This window comes from Aeromonas schubertii, from assembly GCF_000820105.1.
GTDB lineage: Bacteria > Pseudomonadota > Gammaproteobacteria > Enterobacterales > Aeromonadaceae > Aeromonas > Aeromonas schubertii.
Window position 1 is genome coordinate 229,288 of the sequence record NZ_CDDB01000052.1, and the last position, 16,693, is coordinate 245,980.

General features: G+C 63.5%; 18 protein-coding genes. 6 read left to right on the forward strand and 12 right to left on the reverse strand.

Features of this window, described 5'->3' with window-relative positions; genetic code table 11:
• Window positions 1-155 precede the first annotated feature (155 nt).
• On the forward strand, window positions 156-500 hold the full coding sequence (locus BN1133_RS11675) for a DUF3135 domain-containing protein (RefSeq protein WP_050666702.1): 345 nt from the start codon (window positions 156-158) through the stop codon (window positions 498-500).
• A gap of 19 nt (window positions 501-519) precedes the next feature.
• On the opposite strand, the gene BN1133_RS11680 is transcribed toward BN1133_RS11675, so the two are convergent.
• The 3 genes from BN1133_RS11680 to ettA form a co-directional block, all read right to left on the reverse strand.
• Window positions 520-1,845: an NCS2 family permease gene (locus BN1133_RS11680; protein WP_050666703.1), complete on the reverse strand. Its 1,326-nt coding sequence runs from the start codon at window positions 1,843-1,845 to the stop codon at window positions 520-522.
• Between the two features lie 149 nt (window positions 1,846-1,994).
• The gene (locus BN1133_RS11685) at window positions 1,995-2,318 is read right to left on the reverse strand and encodes a hypothetical protein (protein WP_050666704.1); all 324 of its coding nucleotides are present in this window, start codon (window positions 2,316-2,318) and stop codon (window positions 1,995-1,997) included.
• A gap of 92 nt (window positions 2,319-2,410) precedes the next feature.
• Window positions 2,411-4,078, reverse strand: coding sequence for an energy-dependent translational throttle protein EttA (gene ettA / locus BN1133_RS11690; RefSeq protein ID WP_050666705.1), 1,668 nt, complete (start codon window positions 4,076-4,078; stop codon window positions 2,411-2,413).
• A 312-nt stretch (window positions 4,079-4,390) separates the two neighbouring features.
• Here ettA and BN1133_RS11695 point away from each other — a divergent pair, with 312 nt between their 5' ends.
• Complete coding sequence (locus tag BN1133_RS11695; RefSeq protein WP_050666706.1) at window positions 4,391-5,752, forward strand: nucleobase:cation symporter-2 family protein; 1,362 nt, start codon at window positions 4,391-4,393, stop codon at window positions 5,750-5,752.
• On the opposite strand, the gene BN1133_RS11700 is transcribed toward BN1133_RS11695, so the two are convergent.
• Together BN1133_RS11700 and BN1133_RS11705 are read right to left on the reverse strand one after the other, a co-directional pair.
• A complete protein-coding gene (locus tag BN1133_RS11700; protein WP_082177992.1) occupies window positions 5,744-6,559 on the reverse strand; it encodes a lytic transglycosylase domain-containing protein in 816 nt (271 codons plus the stop codon). The genes BN1133_RS11695 and BN1133_RS11700 overlap by 9 nt on opposite strands.
• 121 nt (window positions 6,560-6,680) lie before the next feature.
• Window positions 6,681-6,860, reverse strand: a complete 180-nt coding sequence (locus BN1133_RS11705) for a hypothetical protein (RefSeq protein ID WP_050666708.1) — start codon at window positions 6,858-6,860, stop codon at window positions 6,681-6,683.
• A gap of 258 nt (window positions 6,861-7,118) precedes the next feature.
• Between BN1133_RS11705 and BN1133_RS11710 the strand changes: the two genes are divergently transcribed.
• Window positions 7,119-7,718 carry a YitT family protein gene (locus BN1133_RS11710; RefSeq protein ID WP_050666709.1) on the forward strand — a complete coding sequence of 200 codons (600 nt, stop codon included), beginning with the start codon at window positions 7,119-7,121 and terminating at the stop codon, window positions 7,716-7,718.
• Here the strand turns inward: BN1133_RS11710 and BN1133_RS11715 are convergent.
• The 4 genes from BN1133_RS11715 to BN1133_RS11730 are packed head-to-tail and all read right to left on the reverse strand — an operon-like array spanning window position 7,706 to window position 11,218.
• On the reverse strand, window positions 7,706-8,521 hold the full coding sequence (locus BN1133_RS11715; protein ID WP_050666710.1) for a substrate-binding periplasmic protein: 816 nt from the start codon (window positions 8,519-8,521) through the stop codon (window positions 7,706-7,708). The genes BN1133_RS11710 and BN1133_RS11715 overlap by 13 nt on opposite strands.
• Before the next feature lie 50 nt (window positions 8,522-8,571).
• Window positions 8,572-9,348 (reverse strand): heme ABC transporter ATP-binding protein, encoded by a 777-nt coding sequence (locus BN1133_RS11720; RefSeq protein ID WP_050666711.1) that lies wholly within the window; start codon window positions 9,346-9,348, stop codon window positions 8,572-8,574.
• Between the two features lie 8 nt (window positions 9,349-9,356).
• Window positions 9,357-10,391, reverse strand: a complete 1,035-nt coding sequence (locus BN1133_RS11725) for a FecCD family ABC transporter permease (protein ID WP_050666712.1) — start codon at window positions 10,389-10,391, stop codon at window positions 9,357-9,359.
• The gene (locus BN1133_RS11730) at window positions 10,388-11,218 is read right to left on the reverse strand and encodes a heme/hemin ABC transporter substrate-binding protein (protein WP_050666713.1); all 831 of its coding nucleotides are present in this window, start codon (window positions 11,216-11,218) and stop codon (window positions 10,388-10,390) included. Before BN1133_RS11730 ends, BN1133_RS11725 begins: the two co-directional genes overlap by 4 nt.
• A gap of 151 nt (window positions 11,219-11,369) precedes the next feature.
• Between BN1133_RS11730 and hutX the strand changes: the two genes are divergently transcribed.
• Together hutX and hutZ are read left to right on the forward strand one after the other, a co-directional pair.
• Entirely contained in the window at window positions 11,370-11,870 is a 501-nt protein-coding gene (gene hutX / locus BN1133_RS11735) for a heme utilization cystosolic carrier protein HutX (RefSeq protein WP_050666714.1), read from the forward strand.
• Window positions 11,867-12,424 carry a heme utilization protein HutZ gene (hutZ, locus tag BN1133_RS11740; protein WP_050666715.1) on the forward strand — a complete coding sequence of 186 codons (558 nt, stop codon included), beginning with the start codon at window positions 11,867-11,869 and terminating at the stop codon, window positions 12,422-12,424. Before hutX ends, hutZ begins: the two co-directional genes overlap by 4 nt.
• Window positions 12,425-12,470: 46 nt before the next feature.
• Here the strand turns inward: hutZ and BN1133_RS11745 are convergent, their stop codons facing one another.
• Genes BN1133_RS11745 through BN1133_RS11755 form a run of 3 tightly spaced genes read right to left on the reverse strand, consistent with a single transcriptional unit; the run spans window position 12,471 to window position 14,352 of the window.
• A complete protein-coding gene (locus tag BN1133_RS11745; protein WP_050666746.1) occupies window positions 12,471-12,854 on the reverse strand; it encodes a hypothetical protein in 384 nt (127 codons plus the stop codon).
• A 12-nt stretch (window positions 12,855-12,866) separates the two neighbouring features.
• Window positions 12,867-13,394 (reverse strand): isochorismatase family protein, encoded by a 528-nt coding sequence (locus tag BN1133_RS11750; RefSeq protein ID WP_050666716.1) that lies wholly within the window; start codon window positions 13,392-13,394, stop codon window positions 12,867-12,869.
• Between the two features lie 19 nt (window positions 13,395-13,413).
• Window positions 13,414-14,352 (reverse strand): ChaN family lipoprotein, encoded by a 939-nt coding sequence (locus BN1133_RS11755; protein WP_050666717.1) that lies wholly within the window; start codon window positions 14,350-14,352, stop codon window positions 13,414-13,416.
• Window positions 14,353-14,501: 149 nt separating this feature from the next.
• Here BN1133_RS11755 and BN1133_RS11760 point away from each other — a divergent pair, with 149 nt between their 5' ends.
• Window positions 14,502-16,604 (forward strand): TonB-dependent hemoglobin/transferrin/lactoferrin family receptor, encoded by a 2,103-nt coding sequence (locus BN1133_RS11760; protein WP_050666718.1) that lies wholly within the window; start codon window positions 14,502-14,504, stop codon window positions 16,602-16,604.
• Window positions 16,605-16,693 lie beyond the last annotated feature (89 nt).

Sequence of the window (16,693 nt, forward strand, 5' to 3'; positions counted from 1 at the left end):
TAATGTTTTATGGGCTGGAATTAAAAGAGGTTGCGAAGTGGGGAAACGTCTGGCTCCGGGGGGGAATTGCCCTGCTGCGCCGCCCATGCTGTATTGCTCGTTAAGTGAACAGACGAAGTGCATCCGGCCGGGTGCCCCGACATGGGAGGGAGCTTATGTCGCTGCCGGATTTCGATACCCTCAAGGCCATAGCCGAGGAAGATGAAGCCGCACTGGATGCGTTGCTTCACGAGCAGGTGGAGGCGCTGGTGGCGGCGGCCCACCCCCAGTTTCAAGAGCGGCTGCGCGGCCTGCAGTTCGAGATCGACTGTCAGAAGCGGCTGGCTCGCAATCCCATCGACCGCTGTGTGCGCCTCTCTCGCATGATGCACAGCCGTTGCTATCAGCTGCACGAGACATTGCGCAACCTGCAGCACAATCAGCTGGAGTTGCCCGAGCCCGATGCCCCCTGCGAGGTGGTGGAGCTCAAGACCTGGCGCCATAAAAAACGGCCGACATGATGTCGGCCGTTTCGCAGGATCAGTGATCGACCCAGACAAACTTGAGGATAAAGAGCAGGGCCACGGCCAGCACGCAGGGGTTCACCTCGCGCCAGCGGCCGGTGCCCGCCTTCATCACGCAGTAGGAGATAAAGCCCACGGCGATCCCCTCGGTGATGGAGAAGCTGAACGGCATCATGACGGTGGTCATGAAGGCCGGTACGGCCTCGGTCAGATCGTCCCACTCTACCCGGGTCAGCTCCGAGCACATCAAGACCCCCACATACATCAGGGCGCCGGCGGCGGCATAGGCCGGTACCATGGCGGCGAGGGGGGAGAAGAAGATGGCGAGCAGGAACAGCAGACCCACCACCACGGCGGTCAGGCCGCTGCGTCCACCCACGGCGACCCCGGAGCTGCTCTCGATATAGGCGGTCACGGAGGAGGTGCCCATAAAGGCGCCGCCCACCGAGCTGACACTGTCCACCATCAGGGCCTGCTTCATGCGCGGGAAGTGTCCCTTGTCGTCGGCCAGCTTGGCACGGTTGGTCACCCCGATCAGGGTGCCCGATGAATCAAAGAGATTGACCAGCATAAAGGAGAAGATGACGCCGGCCAGGCCGATGTCGAGCGATCCCATCAGATCGAGTTGGCCGAACACCGGCGTGATGCTCGGCGGCAGGGAGACCAGGCCCTGGAAGGTGACATCACCGAAGGCCCAGCCCAGGGTGGTGGTGACGGCGATGGCGATCAGCACAGCCGAGTGGATCCCCTTGGAGGAGAGAATACAGATGAGGAAGAAGCCCAGCGCCCCCAGCAGGCAGGGGAGGGAGGTGAGTTTGCCCACAGTCACCATGGTGGCCGGGCTCGCCACCACCATGCCGGCGTTGTGCATGCCGAGCAGGGCGATCAGCAGGCCAATGCCGGCGGTGATGCCGACCCGCAGGGAGAGCGGAATGTTACCGATGAGCCAGTAGCGGACTCGAAACAGGGTGAGGATCAGCAGACCCACGGCGCCCCAGAAGATGGTGCCCATGCCCACCTGCCAGGAGTAGCCCATGCCGCCGACCACCACGAAGGCGAAAAAGGCGTTGAGACCCATGGCCGGCGCCAGGGCGATGGGCAGGTTGGCGAGCAGACCCATCAGTATGCTGCCGATACCGGCGATGAGGCAGGTGGTGACGAACACGGCCTGGGTGTCCATGCCCGCATTGGAGAGGATCTGCGGGTTGACGAACACTATGTAGACCATGGTGAGGAAGGTGGTGATGCCGGCGATCACCTCGGTTCTGGCATCGGTGGCGTGGGCCTTGAGGCCAAAGAGGCGCTCGAGCAGGCCGCCACGGGCGTGTTGGGGTTGACTCATCTCTATTGTTACCAATGATTTCGTGTGTGGGGGGCGGCCACCCGGGGTGGCCGACCGCGCATTTTGGCACAGATGAGGGGTGACCCCAAAACAGAAAAGGGAGTGAGACGAGTGAGGGGTAAACGTTTTTCTGGCGGATTCCCGCTTTATCAGGGGAGTGAGTCCAGGTAGCGCTCCACCAGCATGGCCAGGGTCTCGTCGATGCGCTCCTTGAGGTGGTCGAGATCGCAGCCGGCCCGGTGCAGGTATTGATCCGCCTGATCCTCGCTCATGCGACGGCCGGCCAGGTGAAACTCCATCTCGTCGAGCTTCTTGTCGTGGCGCGGTACGATTTCCCAGTTGAGCAGGTCGGGCTCGAGGCGGGGGAAGACCTGCATGGCGAGGGTGCAGAAGGTGTCGATATGCTGCTTGCCTTCCGGCCCCAGACAACCGGGTTCGACCCGAAACAGCAGGGTGAGTTTGGGCACAGACATGATGACCTCGTGAAGCTGGGTTATTCCCGACATTATGGCAGCAATAAGAAGGGGAGCCGAGGCTCCCCTTGCAAGATCGTCGTGGCAATCCCTTATTTGGTGATGCGCTTGTACTTGGCGCGATGCGGTTGGACCGCTTCGGCACCATAGGTCTTCTTCTTCCACTCTTCGTATTCGGTAAAGTTACCTTCGAAGAATTCGATCTTGCCCTCGTCCTGATAGTCCAGGATGTGGGTGGCGATGCGGTCGAGGAACCAGCGATCGTGGGAGATGACCATGGCACAACCGGGGAACTCCAGCAGGGCGTTCTCCAGGGCGCGCAGGGTTTCGATGTCCAGATCGTTGGTCGGTTCATCGAGCAGCAGCACGTTGCCGCCGGTCTGCAGCAGCTTGGCCAGATGCAGACGACCCCGTTCACCCCCGGAGAGCTCGCCGACCCGCTTCTGCTGATCGGAGCCCTTGAAGTTGAAGCGGCCGATGTAGGCGCGGCTCGGGAACTCGTAGTTGCCGATGCGCAGGATATCCTGACCGTCGGCCACCTCTTCGAACACCGTCTTCTTGTCGTTCATCTGGTCGCGGAACTGATCCACCGAGGCCAGCACTACGGTCTCGCCCAGGGTGATGGCGCCGCTGTCCGGCAGCTCCTGGCCCGACATCATGCGGAACAGGGTCGACTTACCGGCACCGTTGGGACCTATGATGCCGACGATGGCCCCCTTGGGAATGGTGAACGACAGATCGTCGATCAGCACCCGATCCCCGTAGGATTTGCGCAGGTTGGCCACTTCCACCACCTTGTCGCCGAGACGCGGCCCGGGCGGAATGAACAGCTCGTTGGTCTCGTTACGCTTCTGGTAGTCGTTGGTGTTGAGCTCCTCGAAGCGAGCCATACGGGCCTTGGACTTGGCCTGGCGACCCTTCGGATTTTGGCGAACCCACTCCAGCTCCTTCTCGATGGACTTGCGACGAGCCGCTTCGGTGCTTGCCTCCTGGGCCAGACGAGCGTCTTTTTGCTCCAGCCAGGAGGAGTAGTTGCCTTCCCACGGGATACCTTCACCGCGGTCCAGCTCCAGGATCCAGCCTGCCACGTTGTCGAGGAAGTAACGGTCGTGGGTGATGGCCACGACGGTGCCCTCGTAGTCGTGCAGGAAGCGCTCCAGCCAGGCCACGGACTCGGCGTCCAGGTGGTTGGTCGGCTCGTCGAGCAGCAGCATGTCCGGCTTTTCCAGCAGCAGGCGGCACAGGGCGACCCGGCGACGCTCACCCCCGGAGAGGTGCTTGATCTGGGCATCCCAGGCGGGCAGACGCAGGGCGTCGGCGGCGCGCTCGAGCTGGTTGTCCACGTTGTGGCCGTCGTGAGCCTGGATGATGGCTTCCAGCTCACCCTGCTCCTTGGCCAGCTTGTCGAAGTCGGCGTCCGGATCGGCGTAGGCGGCATAGACCTCGTCGAGGCGGGCCATGGCGCGCTTCACATCACCCATCGCCTCTTCGACGGCGTCGCGTACGGTCTGCTCCGGATCCAGCTTCGGCTCCTGGGGCAGGTAGCCGATCTTGATGCCGGGCTGCGGGCGGGCTTCCCCTTCGATCTCGGTGTCGAGCCCGGCCATGATGCGCAGCAGGGTGGACTTACCGGCGCCGTTCAGACCCAAGACACCAATCTTGGCGCCCGGGAAGAAGGAGAGGGAGATGTTTTTGAGGATATGACGCTTGGGCGGCACGACCTTGCCGACCCTGTTCATGGTGTAAATAAATTGAGCCATTGGCTAATTCTCTTTGGTTTCAGTGCGTTGGCTGTGATGCCCTCGCTCTGGGGCCGTGGTGGGGCCGGGGGCTGGCCCCGGTTCCAAAAAACCCGTCGATTGTAAACCAAGGGGGAAGGGGGGGCAAAGCGGCCCCGTTGGCTCAGAATGATAATCCTCCCTATCAAAGTGAGCGGGTGATAGGGCCTCCCGCCCGCTTTCTGTGAGCCGGGGCTCACTTCTCGAGTGAGCAGAGAGGGCATGACCCTTGCTGTAAAGCCCCGGTGCCTGCCTCGGGCAGGTCAAGTCACCGGGACCCCCAAGGAGTATCCCATGAGAGTGAATCCCTCCCCTGTGGATCAGGAGGACGAAGTCGAGGCCCTGCTGCCCGCCGGTCAATTGCTGACCCTGGGACTGCAGCACGTGTTGGTCATGTATGCGGGGGCGGTCGCCGTGCCCCTGGTCATCGGCGGCAGCCTGGGGCTGCCCAAGGAGCAGATCGCCTTTCTCATCAGCGCCGATCTCTTCTGCTGCGGCATAGTGACCCTGCTGCAGTGTCTCGGGATAGGGCGCTTCGCCGGCATCCGGCTGCCGGTCATCATGTCGGTGACCTTCGCGGCCGTCATGCCCATGCTGGCCATAGGGGCGGATCCCAATCTCGGGCTCAACGGCATCTTCGGTGCCACCATAGCGGCCGGGGTGCTCTCGACCCTCTGCGTCCCCCTGATCGGGCGGCTCATGCCCCTCTTTCCCAACCTGGTGACCGGGGTGGTGATCACCTCCATCGGGGTGAGCATCATGGGGGTGGGGATCGACTGGGCCGCCGGCGGGCGTGGCAACCCCGACTACGGGGATCCCCGCTACATAGGGGTGAGCATGGCGGTGTTGCTCTTCATCCTGCTGGTGACCCGCTTTGCCAAAGGATTTATGGCCAATGTCTCCGTACTGCTCGGCATCCTCTTCGGCTTCGCCATCGCCATCATGATGGGGGAGGTGAGCTTCGCCGGCCTGCAGGAGGCGGCCTGGTTCTCCCCCATCCGCCCCTTCGCCTTCGGCTGGCCCACCTTCGATCCCATCGCCATCATCACCCTGACCGTGGTCATGCTCATCACCTTCATCGAGTCCATGGGCATGTTTATGGCCCTGGGGGAGATAGTGGGTCATCCGACCCGGCGTGGCGACATAGTGCGTGGTCTGCGGGTCGACGGGATTGGTACCGTGATAGGGGGGCTCTTCAACAGCTTCCCCCACACCTCGTTTTCGCAAAACATCGGCCTGGTGGGGGTGACGGGCGTCCACAGTCGCTGGGTCTGCGTCATGTCCGGTGGGATCTTGCTGCTCTTCGGTCTGGTACCCAAGATGGCGGTGGTGATCGCCTCGGTGCCGAGTTTCGTCATGGGCGGCGCTGGGATCGTCATGTTTGGCATGGTGCTGGCGACCGGCATCCGCATCCTCTCCCGGGTGGACTACAGCCATAACCGCTACAACGCCTATGTGGTGGCCATCAGCCTGGGGCTGGGTCTGATCCCCTCCTTCTCGCCTCACTTCTTCGCCCGTTTCCCCGGCTTCCTGCAGCCCCTGCTTCACAGCGGCATACTGCTGGCAACCGTATCGGCGGTGCTGCTCAACCTCTATTTCAACGGTTATCGGCGCAAGGAGGCACCGGCAGCGGTGGAGGCCGAGGCCTCAGTGTGAGGATTGCCCGGCGTAGTAGAGCACCCGCTGCACATAGTCCCGGGTCTCCTGATAGGGGGGGATGCCGCCGTAGCGGGTCACCGCCTTCTCGCCGGCATTATAGGCGGCGCTGATGCGAACCCAGTCCTGCCCAAACTCTCCCTCGAGCCACTTGAGGTAGGCCATGGCGCCACGAATGTTCTGCTCGGGATCGAACGGTTTGGTCACACCGAAGCGGGCCTGGGTCTCGGGGATGAGCTGCATTAACCCCTGAGCCTGCTTGGGAGAGACGGCAAGGGGATTGAGGTTGGACTCGGCGATGGCGATGGCCAGCGCCAGCCTGGGATCGACCCTGTGGCGCAGGGCTGCCTTGCGGATCTGCTCGGCCAGCTGCTGTTTGGCACGGGATTGGCGGGCGATGTAGTGCTCCATGTCGAACGGGGTGCCGGGTTGTACCCAGGGGGCGTCGCCACCGCCGGCACCGCAACTGCCGAGGGGGGCGTTGCCGACTCTGTAGTTGTAATAACGGCCCGCCTGTTGGCTTCCCAGTCGCATCGCCATGGCAAGGTAGGCGTTGGCCCGGCGTGGACTGCGGATCTCGCCCGGCCCGCGGGCCAGCAGGCGGCCGATGCGAAAGTAAGCCTCCGGATTACCGAGGCGTGCCGCGGCGCAGTAGTAAGCGATGGCCTGGTGCGGATCGCTGCGCTCCAGGGCCGCACCCTGACGCAGGGCGGTCGCGACCCTGGGGGGTTGGCGAAAGGTCTCGGCGTGCAGGGGAGAAGCACCGATCAGCAGCAGAAGCGAGCCCCAGAAGAGGATGCGATCCATGGATCTGTTCTCTTGGTGTTGTCCAAGAAACATAGGTCGTCATCGCGGACGTCGCTATCCGGGCAGTGGATCCTGTGGTTATGTGCCGGAAACCCAGAGAACTAAATATTCTGGAACTCCCTTAGAAGGGGTGGTGGTAGTCCTGTTTCGGGGAGTCCAGGGTGCGGATGACGTGGCGCACCTCGAGCAGCGTCCAGAGGGTGGCCTGACCCAGCATGGCCAGCAGGGGGAGCAGTTCGTGGGTGGTTTGCAAGGTCAGGGCGGCGAGCAGGGTACCCAGGGGTAACAGGCGACGAATCATGGGTTCACTCCATTGAATCAGGTTCCTTCAGTCTTCTTTTAGGTACTACCCGATTCGGGGAGGCGAGTCCAGCGCCTCATCCCCTGCCATATCTTGGTGCAATAGCTGTAACGTAAAAAATACGCGCCCCATTTTGGGGCGTTTTGGTGTCGGCTTGTGATCTTGCTCACCGAAAATAGACTCGGAAACCATAACGAGATCCTGATGACAGGATCCAGTGCTGTGCCCCTTTTACTTCGCCGCCAACAGGAACACGTTATGGATAACCGCACTCACCCTCTCCATGAGGATCTGCTCGCCCTGCTGACCGCCTCGGGTTTCGTCTCCCTCGGCATCTATCTGTTTCATCAGGTGGGTCTACTGACCGGCGGCACTGCCGGCCTGGCCCTGTTGCTGCAAAAAATGACCGGATTGAGCTTTGGCCTGATCTTTTTCGGCATCAATCTTCCCTTCTACGCCCTGGCCTGGCTCAGGATGGGGCCGCGTTTTACCCTCAACACCTTCATCTCGGTGGCGACCGTCTCCTGGGTGACCGATCACCTCAACGCCGTATTGCAGATTGGCAAGATCGAGCCCGTCTATGCGGCCCTCATCGGCGGCACCCTGATCGGCATGGGGCTGCTCATCATGTTCCGCCACAAGTCGAGCCTCGGGGGCTTCAACATACTGGCGCTCTTTATTCAGGAGAGGTTCGGCCTTCGGGCGGGCAAGCTGCAAATGGGGCTCGATTGTGCCATCGTCATCGCCTCCTTCTTCGTGGTGCCGCTCTGGATCCTGCTGCTGTCCGTGGTCGCCGCCATCATCTGTAACCTGGTGTTGACGCTCAACCACAGGCCGGGGCGTTATCAGTTGGCCTGATGGTGTCGCGGCTCGGGGGGAAACAGGGTGTGCAGCCGGTGATCGGGCAGCGGGGAGGAGAGTCCCCAGCGCACCCGGTGACGCAGCAGATTGCCCTGGGCCTCGAGTCGGCTCAGGATCTGGTTGAAGGCGTTGAGCCTGGCTTCGCTCACCCGTTCCCGGTTGAAGGCGATGTAGTAGTTGGCCTCGTGGCTCTTCTTCCAGAGCCGGATCTGTGACTCCCCGCTGAGGTTGAGCCGATGCAGGGCCACATCGATGTTCGAGAAGTAGAGGCTGTAGCGCCCCTGTCGCTCCAGCTTGAGCAGGCTGGCATAGTCGTCGTTGACGTTGAGGTCGAGGCGCATCGGCGGCAGCCCTTGCTGGCGCAATGCTGCATCCAGATGGCGTAGCAGGGTCTCGCTAAACGAGCCCTTGGTCACCCCGATCCGCTCGTCACCCAGTCGGGCCAGGGTAAGAGGCCTGTCTGTCTCCTCACTGCGGGCGAAGATGCCCCAGCTCGCCTTGCACAGGGGGAGCGAGTAGCGCAGGGTCCTGGCTCTTGTCTCACTCCAGGCGAGGGGGAACATGCCGTCGGCTTCCCCCAGCTCCAGTAGCTTGCGTGCCCTCAGATTGGGCAGCAGGGTGATCTGGCACCCCTCCGGCCAGTAGTTGCACGCCTCTTTGACCATCTCTACCGTGGCCCCTGCCGGTTGATGGTCACTGCCGGCAAAGCTGTAGGGGGCGAACTCCTGCACCACCAGGTGCAGGGGGGCCGCAAGGCAGAGGGGCGAGAGAGTCCAGAGCAGCAACAGACGACCTAGCATGGGGCACGACTCCATGAGTGATTCCCTAGCAGTATGGATGAGAAACCACGCTACAGGACGACCGGTTGCCCTCCCTGCGGGTCGGCGATCACCCTGGCCGGGTAGCCGTATAGCCGCTCGATCAGGGGGGCCCTGAGCACCTCCCCGGGAGAGCCATCCGCGATCAGTTTTCCCCCCTCCAGCATCAGCAGTCGATCCCCGTAACGGGCCGCCAGATTGAGATCGTGCAGTACCACCAGCACCGCAGTCTGTTCGCCGGCCAGTGCCCGAGCCATGGCCAGCAGTTGATGCTGATGTTTGAGATCCAGGGCCGAGGTGGGCTCGTCGAGCAGCAGCAGTCGGGGGCATGGCTCATCCCGGTTCCCTTGCCAGATCTGGGCCAGTACCCGGGCAAACTGCACCCGTTGTCGCTCCCCCCCGGAGAGGGCGGGATAGAGGCGATCCTTGAGATGGCCGACTCCGGCATGGTCCATGGCGGCGGCCACGATGCGGGCTTGCGCCGACCTTGGCTCCCTGTGGGGCAATCGCCCCATGGCGACGACCTCCTGACAGAGGAAGGGGAAGGTCAGCGAGGCGCTCTGGGGCAGGACGCCCACCTGACGGGCGAGGGCGTCGGCCGGCCAGGAGGCCTGGAGGCGGCCGAACAGGTGGATCTCCCCGTTGGGGACCAGCTCACCCGTGATGCACTTGAGCAGGGTACTCTTGCCCGCCCCGTTGGGGCCGAGCAGCACGGTCACCGAGCCCGCCTCCAGCGACAGCGTGAAGTCGTCGAGCAGGAGGCGACCGCCACGGGAGAGGGTCAGCTGACGACAGGAAAGCAGGGACATGACAACTCCTAAAGATGGCGGCGTCCTTGCACCAGCAGCCAGAGAAAGAAGGGGGCGCCTATCAGGGCCGTGATGATGCCGACCGGCAGCTCGGCCGGCGCCAGCAGGACGCGGGCCACCATGTCGGCAGCCAGCAGCAGGGCGGCGCCGAGCAGTGCCGAGAGTGGCAGCAACCTGTGGTGATCGGGGCCTGCCAGCAGGCGTACCAGATGCGGCACCACCAGGCCGACGAAGCCGATGAGGCCGCTCACCGCGACCGCGACGCCGATCCCGGCGGCAGTGAACAAGATAAGGCGGCGCTTGAGGGGTTGTACCGCCACCCCCAGGTGGCGCGCCTCCGACTCCCCCAGCAACAGGGCGTTGAGGGGACCTGCGTCACGCAGGAAGAGCAGCAGCAGGACGGTCAGGGTCGCCAGGGCGAGCAGTATGTCGGCCGGCTTGCCGGCGGCCAGACTCCCCATCTGCCACAGGCTCAGGTTGCGCAGCATCTGATCGTCGGCGAGATAGGTAAGCAGACCGATGGCGGCGCCACAGAGGGCCGTGATGGCAACACCGGCCAGCAGCATGACGGTGACCGAGGTGCCTTCGGCCCGGGTGCCGAGCAGATAGACCAGGGTGGTGGTTAGCGCCCCGCCGAGGAAGGCCATCATGGGCAGCAGGCCGACCCCGAGCTGGCCTTGTAGTTCGGCTCCGAGGGGCGCCAGCAGCACGATAGCCAGGGCCGCCCCCAGGGCGGCGCCACCAGAGACGCCTATGATGCCGGGGTCGGCCAGGGGATTGCGAAACAGCCCCTGCATGACGGCACCACACAGGCCGAGGATCCCGCCGACGGCGATGCAGAGCAGGGTGCGTGGCAGGCGGATCTCTTGCACCACCATCTGCAGGTGGGGGGCGAGGGAGGTGTCCGGCAGCAAGGCCCCCAGGCTCTGACTCAAGGTCAGGGGCAGGGGGCCGGTGCCGAGTGACAGGGTCGCCAGCATTCCCAGCAGGCAGGCCAAGCCGCCCAGCAGGGGGGGGAGAGAGAGACGGCGGACCCGGCTCATGGGATGGCGGTCAGCCAGGTTGCGATATGACGGGCCTGCGCCAGGGAGGAGAGGGAGAGCCCCCCCTGCAGGGCGTGGCCATCCACCGCATGGAGGCGGCCATGTTGACCCGCCGGGGTGGAGGCGAGGGCCGGCACCTCGGCCAGTACGGTGGCGGGATCCCGGTAGGCTTGCCAGTCACGGCCACTGACCAGCACCAGATCCGGCTGCATCTGGATGAGGGCCTCGGCAGAGAGGGGCTTGTAGCCACTCGACCCCTTGCCGAGGTTTTCGCCTCCCGCCAGCGCGATAAGGGCATCCCCCGTGGTATCACCGCCCGCCAGGCTTAAGGGCTGCCCCTTGTGCAGCAGCAACAGGGCCACCCTGGGCGGGTGCTGCCGCTTGGTCTGCCTGGCCAGGGCATCGACCTCGTCGGCGATCCTGGCCTTGAGCTCCTTGCCCCTGGCCTCGGCACCGAGCAGACTGGCCAGGGTATCGATACGCAGACGCAGGTTTTCAAGGGTTGGTGCGGTCGCCAGCACCTCAACCTTGACGCCGGCACGGCTGAGCTGCTCCAGGGTCGAAGGGGGGCCCATCTCGTCGCTGCCGATGACCCGGGTCGGCGCCATGCTGAGGATCCCCTCGGCGGCCAGGGCTCTGTGATACCCCACCCTGGGCACCGTGAGCCCCTGGCTGCTGACGTCGGTGGCGACGATCTCGGTCTCGGCCCCCAGCGCCTGTAGCAGCTCGGTGGTGGCCGGCCCTATGCTGACGATGCGTTCGGCCCCCTGGAGGGCAGACGTGGTGAGTAGGGGAAACAGCAGCAACAGTCGGTGCAGAGGGATCATGGGTTATGCTCCACAAACGGGGTGACAGGCCGGGGAGCATAGCAGGCAGCACACGCTCTGTATAGATAATGAAAATTATTATCAATTGCATCTTGTCGCCTCTATCCCTTAGAGTATGACCCACCAATCGTGTGCACCGGATGGAGAGAGCATGACCATTGCACAGCAGATCCACGACCTGTTAAACGAAGACCCGGGGGCTCACCCCTCGGCCATTGCCGCCAGACTGGCGGTGAGCGAGTGGGAGGTGGTTCGTCACCTTCCCGCTGAGTTGGCGACCCTGTTGCCGGGTGAGCGCGCCGAGGCGCTGCTGGCCGACCTCGCCGACTGGGGGCCGGTGACCACCATCATCGAATCGTCCGGCTCCATCTTCGAGGTGAAGGCCCCCTTCCCCAAAGGCAAGAGCGCCCGCGGTTATTACAACCTGATGGGGCGCGACGGTGAGCTGCACGGCCACCTCAAACTCGACAACGTGGTCGGCATCGCCCTGGTGAGCAAGCTCTTCATGGGTAAGGAGGGGCACTCCTTCCAGTTCTTCGATGGGGCCGGCCGCTGTATCTTCAAGGTTTATCTGGGGCGTGATGAGCAGCGTAACCTGCTGCCGGAACAGGTGGCGCGCTTTATGGCCCTGCGCGAGGAGAATCAGGCATGAGTGAACGTCAAGAGCGTCTGCAGGGTCGTCTGCAGCCGGAGATCCGCGAGTTTCGGGACGCTTGCCGTACCCTGCAGTTGGCCACGGTCGATGCCGACGGCACCCCCAATGCCAGCTATGCCCCCTTTGTGCTGCAGGAGGATGGCTACTATGTGCTCATCTCCGAGATCGCCCGCCATGCACGCAACCTGCAACAGGTGCCGCGTGTCTCCCTGATGCTGATCGAGGATGAGGGCTCGGCCCGTGAGCTGTTTGCCAGAAAGCGCCTCACCTTCGATGCCTGCGCCGAGGTGGTATCCCGTGACGACGTGCGTTGGGAACAGGCCATCGCCGCACTCGAGGGGCGTTTTGGGGAGATCGTCAAGGGGCTCTCCAACCTGCAGGACTTCGTTCTGTTTCGCTTGAGGCCCGAGCAGGGGCTCTTCGTGAAGGGGTTTGGCCAGGCGTTTCGCGTCAGCGGCGATGAACTGGTGGATGTCGTCCACCTGGTCGAGGGGCACAAGCGGATCGACAGTGGCGAAGAGATCGCCGCGGCGACCGATCCCCTGCGCTAACCCCGGTGATACGGAACGGGCAGCCTCGGCTGCCCGTTTTCATTGGTTACTCTTCCCACTGCGGCGTGTTGGGGAAGCGCTGGCGATCCGCCGTGCTGGCCCCCTCGTTACACTCGCCCCGTACCTTCCACGAGGTGCGCGTCAGCACGATAAAGCCCTGATGGCAGAACTGCTTCTCTGTCATCCACTGACTCAGTTGCTCCTCCTGAATGGCCTCCCGGGTCTCGAGCAGGCTCTTGCGTGGTCGCTCCAGCTTACCGTCGGCCGGGAGCCGGACGGGCAGGCGCTCCAGGGGGGCGGCCTCAAACACGAAGCGCTTGCTCCCCTCCTGGTTGATATGGGTGGCAAAGAGGGGAGGGGGAGCATCGCCACGCTGGCTTGAGGAGCAGGCGGCGAGCAGCAACAGGGGGAAGAGCAGTAACAGGCGCAAGGAGAACTCCATTCAGACCAGCCGTTCGGTGGGGTGCAGGGTAACACGTTTGCCAGCGGGCAGGATCAGCCCCTCCCACATCCAGTGGTGGTGGGCGATGATCTGCGCCGCGCCCAGATGGGGGCGGTCGGCCGTGGTGTGGGCATCACTCACTGCCACCACATTAAACCCCTGGGCGGCGGCGCTGCGCAGGGTGGTATCGACACAAAAATCGGTGGCGCAGCCACAGATGAGCAGGCGACGGGGGGAGAGGATTCGAAGGCGAGCCGCGAGATCGGTGCCAAGGAAGCTGTCGCAGGCGTTCTTGCCGAGGTATCCATCCTCTGCGCCGACCTCGAGTCCGGGATGAAGTGCCCAACCCGGGCTGCCCGGCTCGAGATCCTCTCCCGGCCGGCCATCATGGCGCACATAGATGACATGGCCAGCGCGCGCTCGTACCGCTGCGGCCAGACGATTGATATTCCCGATCACCTCTGCCGCCCGGTGACGGGGCTGCTCGAACAATCCCTGCTGCATATCGATTACCAGCAATACATCCATCCTGCCTCTCCTTGGTCGTTCAGGGTTGCTGCCAGCGGCTGCAGTCGCGTTCGCGGGCACGGTGTAATGATGCCATCTCCCGTTTCATCTCTTCACGACTTTTCCAGCGCTCGGGCAGGGGGGCGATGTGCAGCTCCAGGTCGGCCTGACGGCCGCTGGCGCCGGACTGTGGTTCGCTGACCGGTATCACCAGGGCCACCTTGAGGGCCGGGTTGCGCGCCGCGATACGGCTGGCGAGCCCCCATCCCCCCTCCACGTGGAAGTTGCCGGCGATATGCATGATGCGCCGGCCCGGGTGAGCCGCGAGGTAGGTCACCATGCTCTCGGCCATGGTGTCGTCCCAGGCGGTCTGGGCGGCAAAACGGCGGGCATTGCTGTCATTGTCACCATGGTGCAGGGAGGCCATAAAGCGTTGACGATAGCCATCCTCCCCCAGGGTGAGGTGGGCGGCTACCAGGCGGCGATGATTGGCGGGCAGGGTATCGAGCCACGCAGGCCCCTGCTCACCGATACAGCTGACCAGCCCCTTGGGGGCGTTGGCGGCGATGACGGGCATCTGTCGGGCCTTGGCAAATTCCACCAGGGGTCGGTAGTCGCTCTGGTAGTTGGGCCAGGCGTGGCCGGCCCTCATCAGCGCCGACTCGCCGATCCGCCCGGCCAGATAGGCATCTACCACGGCTTGATCGGCGCGGCTGAACTGCTCCATGGAGAGGGTGAGCGCCCGCGGTGACAGGCTCAGCTGTGCCAGCAGGCGGGCCTGGAACAGATGCACCGCCGGATGGCTGTGCAGCTCCCCCACCAGGATGATATCCGCCCCCTGCAGACGCTCGGTGGCAGCCGTCAGGCTCAAGGGGGTGTCGCCCGCTTGCAGGCGATAGTCATAGAGGGTGGGGAGGGGAGAGGGAGGCGTGGCACAACCGGCCAGCAGGGCGGTCAAAACAAGGGATAGCAGTCGCATCTTGGCTCTCGTCGGTATGGGTCGGGGGGATTGTAGCCAAGTTTTTACGCGCATCAATCAAATGATAATGATTTTCGTTAGCATTGATCTTTTTTCATTCACGGGTAAGATGCGACAGGTTGATAATAATTCTCATTAAGGATGTTGCAGTGAAACAGACCCCTTTCACCCTGGTGGCCCTCTCGGTAGCCGCCGCCCTCTCCATCCCGGTCCAGGCCAGCGGCCACAAGAGCGATGAGGTCGTGGTCGTGAGCGGCTCGCGCATGGCCCAGAAGCTGGAGGATGTCTCCGGTCCCATCACCGTCATCACGGAGCAGCAGATCGAGGAGCAGGGGGTCACCAATGCCGCCGAGCTCTTTCGCTATGAGCCCGGGGTGAGTGTCAAAGGGGGGAACGGGGGCGATCAGACCTTTATCATTCGTGGCATGGGGGAGAACCGGGTCAAGGTGATTCAGGATGGCGTACGTCAAAACGATGCCTACAGCAAGGGAGGGGTGGGGCAGGGCTATTTTGACACCGACATGATCAAGCAGGTGGAGGTGGTCAAGGGCCCCGCCTCGGCAGCCTATGGCTCGGATGCCCTCGGCGGGGTGATCGCCATCACCACCAAGGAGGCCGCGGACTATCTGAAAAACGGGGATCACTATCTGGACGCCAGTGCCGGCTATGCCGGTGCCAATAGCCAGGGGATGGGGGGGATCACCGGAGCCATCAGAACGGGGGATGTGGAGACCCTGCTGCGTTATACCCGCCGTGACGGCGGTGTCACCCAGGATTATCACGACCGCAAGAACGAGTTCGATATCGTGAGCGACGCCCTGTTGCTCAAGAGCCGCTGGCAGATCTCCGAGGCCCAGTTCCTCAAGCTCACCGCCGACTACTTCCAGGAGGGGCAGGACCCGGATGCGGTCAAGCTCAACAAGGTCGGCAGCGGCCGGGCCAGGGTCTTCGATCAGCCCGTCACCGACAAGCAGAGCGAGAATCTCTCCCTCATCCTGGATCACGGCCTGGAGCTCAATCTGGCCTGGGTGGATCGCATGGAGAGCAAGCTCTACTTTACCCGGATGGCGCAGACCCTGGATCAGTACGCCTCTTCCAAATATCCCGTCATGGCGGGCAACCCTTATGTGACCAAGAACTCCCTCGATCACAACCGCTTCCGCCAGGAGAACCTGGGGGCCCAGATGCAGTTCTCCAAGGCCCTTGCGAGCCAGCGTCTGGCCTGGGGCATCGAGTATGAGCACAGCGACAATCGCCGCGAGCGCTACAAGGGGCCCACAGTGCCCGGTGACTTCCCCGGTTACGACGAGCTGAGCTTCCCCTCTACCGTCAGCCAGCGCGGCGGGCTCTGGGCCTTTGACGAGATCCGCTTCGGTGAGCGCTGGGTGCTGACCCCGGGCCTGCGTTATGACTACTACCGCATGAGCCCGGATGACGATCCCGCCTATCAGGGCGAGCAACTGCAGACCTTCTCGGAAGGGGAGCTCTCCCCCAGACTGGGGCTGGTGTTCAAGGCTCACGAGGCGGTCAACCTGTTCGCCCAGTACAGCCACGGCTTCAAGGCCCCCATGTATGACACCGCCTTCTCGACCCTGAACCATCAGGCCTATGGCTACCGCTTCGAGCCCAACCCCAACCTCAAGGCCGAGACCAGTGATGGCATCGACGTGGGGATGCGCGGCAATACCGAGCGCCTGGGCTACGAGCTGTCGGCCTTCTACACCCGCTTCGAGGATTTCATCTCCCAGCAGCAGATCGCCCGGGAGGGACGCACCAGCGTCTATCAATACCGCAATCTCGATGAGGTGAAGACCCGCGGAGTCGAGGCCAGGGCCGACTACTGGGTGACCGACTCGGTCAACCTCTGGGGTAACCTCGCCTATGTGACCGGCAAGGACGGTGAGGGGCACTACATCAACGAGCTGAGCCCGCTGCAGGGAAGCCTGGGAGTCCGCTTCGAGCAGGCGCGGTGGAACCTCAACGGGGCGCTGCGCTTCGCCGACGACATGAACAAGGTGGGGCAGGATGCCAGCGGCAAGGAGACCCTGCAGAGCGCCGGCTGGGGTGTGGTGGATCTCTATGCCCAGTTCACCCCCATGGAAGATCTGAAGCTCAACGTCGGCCTCTTTAACCTGTTTGATAAAGAGGTGCTGGCCTATGAGTCGGTGGCCGGCCTCGCCCAGGGTAGCGATACCACCCGTCTGATCGAGCCGGGGCGAACCCTCAGCGCCCGGGTCAAGTACGTCTTCTGAACGTGCAGAGGGGGGCCGTCAGGCCCCTCTCATTTCACTCCAGCAGGGGGGGAAGATGGGGTATGATTGGTGCCCCCTACACAGCCGTC

What these genes read in the sequence shown, in the direction of transcription:
- BN1133_RS11675 (WP_050666702.1), top strand. Translation starts at nt 156, where the DNA reads ATGTCGCTGCCGGATTTCGATACCCTCAAGGCCATAGCCGAGGAAGAT.
- BN1133_RS11680 (WP_050666703.1), bottom strand. Translation starts at nt 1,845, where the DNA reads ATGAGTCAACCCCAACACGCCCGTGGCGGCCTGCTCGAGCGCCTCTTT.
- BN1133_RS11685 (WP_050666704.1), bottom strand. Translation starts at nt 2,318, where the DNA reads ATGTCTGTGCCCAAACTCACCCTGCTGTTTCGGGTCGAACCCGGTTGT.
- ettA (WP_050666705.1), bottom strand. Translation starts at nt 4,078, where the DNA reads ATGGCTCAATTTATTTACACCATGAACAGGGTCGGCAAGGTCGTGCCG.
- BN1133_RS11695 (WP_050666706.1), top strand. Translation starts at nt 4,391, where the DNA reads ATGAGAGTGAATCCCTCCCCTGTGGATCAGGAGGACGAAGTCGAGGCC.
- BN1133_RS11700 (WP_082177992.1), bottom strand. Translation starts at nt 6,559, where the DNA reads ATGGATCGCATCCTCTTCTGGGGCTCGCTTCTGCTGCTGATCGGTGCT.
- BN1133_RS11705 (WP_050666708.1), bottom strand. Translation starts at nt 6,860, where the DNA reads ATGATTCGTCGCCTGTTACCCCTGGGTACCCTGCTCGCCGCCCTGACC.
- BN1133_RS11710 (WP_050666709.1), top strand. Translation starts at nt 7,119, where the DNA reads ATGGATAACCGCACTCACCCTCTCCATGAGGATCTGCTCGCCCTGCTG.
- BN1133_RS11715 (WP_050666710.1), bottom strand. Translation starts at nt 8,521, where the DNA reads ATGCTAGGTCGTCTGTTGCTGCTCTGGACTCTCTCGCCCCTCTGCCTT.
- BN1133_RS11720 (WP_050666711.1), bottom strand. Translation starts at nt 9,348, where the DNA reads ATGTCCCTGCTTTCCTGTCGTCAGCTGACCCTCTCCCGTGGCGGTCGC.
- BN1133_RS11725 (WP_050666712.1), bottom strand. Translation starts at nt 10,391, where the DNA reads ATGAGCCGGGTCCGCCGTCTCTCTCTCCCCCCCCTGCTGGGCGGCTTG.
- BN1133_RS11730 (WP_050666713.1), bottom strand. Translation starts at nt 11,218, where the DNA reads ATGATCCCTCTGCACCGACTGTTGCTGCTGTTTCCCCTACTCACCACG.
- hutX (WP_050666714.1), top strand. Translation starts at nt 11,370, where the DNA reads ATGACCATTGCACAGCAGATCCACGACCTGTTAAACGAAGACCCGGGG.
- hutZ (WP_050666715.1), top strand. Translation starts at nt 11,867, where the DNA reads ATGAGTGAACGTCAAGAGCGTCTGCAGGGTCGTCTGCAGCCGGAGATC.
- BN1133_RS11750 (WP_050666716.1), bottom strand. Translation starts at nt 13,394, where the DNA reads ATGGATGTATTGCTGGTAATCGATATGCAGCAGGGATTGTTCGAGCAG.
- BN1133_RS11755 (WP_050666717.1), bottom strand. Translation starts at nt 14,352, where the DNA reads ATGCGACTGCTATCCCTTGTTTTGACCGCCCTGCTGGCCGGTTGTGCC.